Below are 3,701 nucleotides of genomic sequence, written 5' to 3' on the forward strand. Positions count from 1 at the left end.
AAAGAGCCGTTCATCGTTCATTCCAGCGAGGACATTGATGTGTGGTGACTCTCTCTGGATAGGGCGGGGTGCGTCTCCAGATCCTTTTTTTCAAGTTTGTTTAACCTCTTCCTTTACATCTCCGGGATTGTACAGGAATAATCATGAACAATCCCCCTGCACCGGGAGCGGTGCGCTATATCGTCGTCGACAGGGAGAGCAGGAGGACTCTCTGCGTCACTCCCTCCTATGAAGAGGCCTGCGAGGTCTGGCAGGACGAGATCGGCTACGCGGCCGAGATCCATGCCGTCCCGGCATCGGCGCGGGTGGTGTTCGTCGGGCAAGGGACCAGGATCGCCGACCCCGAGGTCTGTCGCCTGCCACTGTGTGGAATTATCTTCCCTCCGTCCGTCACCGAGTGACCACCGGTGCTCCCCCTCGCCGGGAGCAGAAAAGAACAGGATTGCCATGGAAGGTCCCCTCTCCCGGAGACGGGTGGGGGTGGTCGGTCTGGTCTTCCGGTTTTGTCGAAACCCTCACTTTTTCTGGGTACGAACGTGACTCAACTGCCTTCCTTCATCTTCGCACCGGGGTCTCTCTCGAAGACTTCGTCTTCTCCAACTCGCTGACGCTCGTCACTCGAAAATCAGATTTTCTCGACTCCCTCTGGTCGTCCCCGGAATTGCGATTGGGTCAGGAAGACAAAATCAACGAACATGAAGAGGGAGGTGCCGTCCACAGTGCTATCCTGACGCAGGGGATCGGGGGCGGCTAACTCCCCCGGACGAGACTCTCCAGAATCGGATTTCTACAGAGATGATCTTCCCTTTTTTCGGCTCTTCTCCCCGACCCTCTCAGAACCGCCAGACCGGGCCGCCGCTCCGCCACCCGTTCTTCCGGGTACCGGGTGCGGCCTCCATCTGGTCGTCGGCCGCCTCGCGCAGGGTGGCGCTCGTCAGGTCGGCGAGGTGGACGGCCCATGCCTCGGGGGTCTGGCAGGGCACCTCTCCGTGCGGGCCGTGGTGGGACTGGACAATGTGGAGAAGATGATTGAAACGCTCCTCAGGGATGCGGCCGCGGAAGCGCGTAAGATAGATGACACCGGTGGCGACATGGCCGAGAAGGTCGTACTCCGGCCTCGCCGTGAAGGCAAGACCCGCCTCGTCGAAGCAGGACGCCTTCCCGATGTCGTGGAGAAGCGCCCCCGCGACGACGAGGTCGCGGTCCATCGGGATACGGGCGGCATCGCAGGACGCCGCCGCGATCCTGGCCGTCTCCAGTGTGTGCTCGGCGAGACCGCCGCGGTACTCGTGGTGCCGCGACTTCGCGGCAGGTTTCACGAAAAACCCCTCCGCGCCCGTGATCGCTTCGAGCACCAGGTCCCGCAGGGTGCCGTCGGCGATCCCGCCGGCCATCGCCAGCACCCCCCTCTTCAGGTCGACCTCGTCCACCGGTGCACAGACGAAGTCCTCTGCGGAAATTTCGTCGGGCGGCACCTCTGCGAGGTCGGCGATCCCCTCGTTCACCGAGACCTGCACCGCCCCGTTGTAGGCCCTTGCAAAGCCGCGGATGCGGTAGACAGCCCCGACCTTCAGTCTTTCCGCCGCCGTCGAGACCTCCTCGCCGCACCCCTGCACGCCCCAGACGTTGCAGGTGATGGACCCGGTCATGTCGGCGACCTGCGCCAGAATATAGGGACTCCCGTTTTTCTTCTGCTTCACCTCGACGGACCTGAGGAGGAAGATCCCGTCGACCTCGTCCCCGTCGGCGATGTCCCCGACAAAAGTCTCCTTCCGGCAGACCATCAGAACTCCACCTCCAGCACCGCCTCTTCCTCCTCTTTCAGGTCGCCCTTCACCTTCTCCCTGTCGAAGGCATAGGCGGCCGCCGGGTCGTACTCCGGGTACAGCCCGCACTTGTCCAGCACGTCCACGAACTCGCGGAGGAAGACGCGGGGGATGACGTCCACCCTGCCGCCGAACCCCGTCGTGACGCGGTCGATCATCCCCCTGATGAAACGATGGGAGACGCGGTTCCTGTCCACCGGTGCGGCGGCGTCGGAGTAGACCTCGCAGACCTTCAGGGCCGCCTCTTCCAGTTTCTGCAGGTCGAAGGGGCGGAGACGGATCTGGGCCTGGAGGGGGTTGGCGTAGTCGTCCGCGCCCACGACCTTCAGGCGGTCGTACAGGGGCGGCAGGGAACGTATCCCCTTCGACCCCTCGAAGAAGGCCGGCGTCCCGGTGAAGAGGAAGTAGCAGTGCGGCATCTCCCCGCGGTCGATGGCGTCGACGATCTGGCGGAGGTTGCCGTATCCCCTTGCCCGGAGGTTCGAGGGCAGGGCCTGCACAGTCTCGACCTCGTCCACCGCCACCGCAAGCCCGGCATACCCGGCCGCCCTGATGATCCGCAAGAACCCCCGCAGGAAAACGGGCGCCGAGACCTCGTCCACCTCGCCCTTCACACCGGCCTCCTGCCTGAACTTCCTCCCGACATGGGGTTCGCCGGAAAGCCAGCCGAGCGCCGCCTGCGCGAGGGGGAAGTCCCCGGCGCAGTTCGCCGTGTAGTAGACCCGGAGCGCCGCCGCAAGGGCCGGGTTCACCGCCGAGATATCGGCGAGAGCCGCCTCGATCCTCTCCACAGTCCCGGTCTTCAGGGCCTCGTCCTCCTCGGAGACCCCCTCGACCTCGATGACCCTCTCCTCGATCGCGAAGATCCAGTCGTCCACGATCTCTTTCAGGGCGTTCTCGTGCTCCGCCGTCCTGAGGGACGAGAGTATCCGGTAATACAGTGCGCTCTGCTTGTGGAGGGGGGTGTCGGCCGAGATCATCACGTGGGCGGTGACAAACCTCTTCTCCCGTGCGATCTCCAGGGCCCGCGCCACGAGAAATGTCTTCCCGCTCCCGTAATCCCCGCAGACGAACTTGATGTCGGCCCCTCCCGATGCGGCGAAGTCAAGTTGTCCGCCGATCACCCCTTCTTCCACAGACAGGCCAACGGCAAGACGTTCCAGCCCTGATGCGGGCACAGTCCCGCGCCTGAGCGCATTGATGATCCCGATACTCTCTGTCTTTCTCCCGTCCATCAACTCACTTCCCGCAGTAGACATAGACCTCGCCGTGCTCGCCCATGCCCTGCTTCTCGATCAGGGCGACACCAGCGTCGTTCGCCTTCTTGATCAGGCGGTTCACCACCCCGCTCACCCGCCGGGTGCCGAGGACCTTGCGGAGTTCCTCCTCATTTGTCTCGCGGTGCTGGCGTAAAAAGGCGACCAGCGCCTCTTCGCGTTCGTCGAGGCCGAGGTCCGGTCCTTCGACGTCGTTTTTACCGCCGCGGTCGGCCGCGGTCGCGCCGCCCCCGCCCCTGCCAGCGGCACCGGTACCGGTAGCGGCACCCGCACTTCCGCCTTCAAAGGGGAAGACCGGCAGTTCGGCGACCGTCGCCTCCTTGCACCTCCGCATGATCTCGAAGAAGTCCTGCGTGCAGGCACGCGAGAGGTCGAGGCCGTGGAGACAGCACTCCTTGCAGCGCACGTAGTCGCCGGCTTCGAGCGCTTCTTCGGCGGCACTGAGGCAGACCCGTGCGAAGACCTCTGTCCCCTCGGGACCGAGGTGGTCGGTCTCGGTCGAGAACTTCCTGACAAGGGCGTCGAGGACCCGCCTCCCCCCGCCCCCGGTCCCGGTCCCGGTTCCGCCGCCCCCGTCGATGACGGCCTCCGCCACCTT

4 protein-coding genes are annotated in these 3,701 nt (G+C 64.6%); 1 reads left to right on the top strand and 3 read right to left on the bottom strand.

What is annotated here, in order from left to right:
• Positions 1-143 precede the first annotated feature (143 nt).
• Positions 144-401, top strand: coding sequence for a hypothetical protein (locus tag Q0520_RS06375; protein ID WP_298667745.1), 258 nt, complete (start codon positions 144-146; stop codon positions 399-401).
• 432 nt (positions 402-833) lie between these two features.
• Here the strand turns inward: Q0520_RS06375 and Q0520_RS06380 are convergent, their stop codons facing one another.
• From Q0520_RS06380 to Q0520_RS06390, 3 genes are all read right to left on the bottom strand, one after another.
• Positions 834-1,784, bottom strand: a complete 951-nt coding sequence (locus Q0520_RS06380) for an HD domain-containing protein (protein WP_298667747.1) — start codon at positions 1,782-1,784, stop codon at positions 834-836.
• A complete protein-coding gene (brxD, locus tag Q0520_RS06385; RefSeq protein WP_298667751.1) occupies positions 1,784-3,061 on the bottom strand; it encodes a BREX system ATP-binding protein BrxD in 1,278 nt (425 codons plus the stop codon). Before brxD ends, Q0520_RS06380 begins: the two co-directional genes overlap by 1 nt.
• A 4-nt stretch (positions 3,062-3,065) precedes the next feature.
• A partial coding sequence (locus Q0520_RS06390; RefSeq protein WP_298667754.1) for a hypothetical protein occupies positions 3,066-3,701 on the bottom strand: 636 nt, incomplete at its 5' end.

Origin of the sequence: uncultured Methanofollis sp. (genome assembly GCF_937919355.1) — an archaeon.
Classification (GTDB): Archaea; Halobacteriota; Methanomicrobia; order Methanomicrobiales; family Methanofollaceae; genus Methanofollis.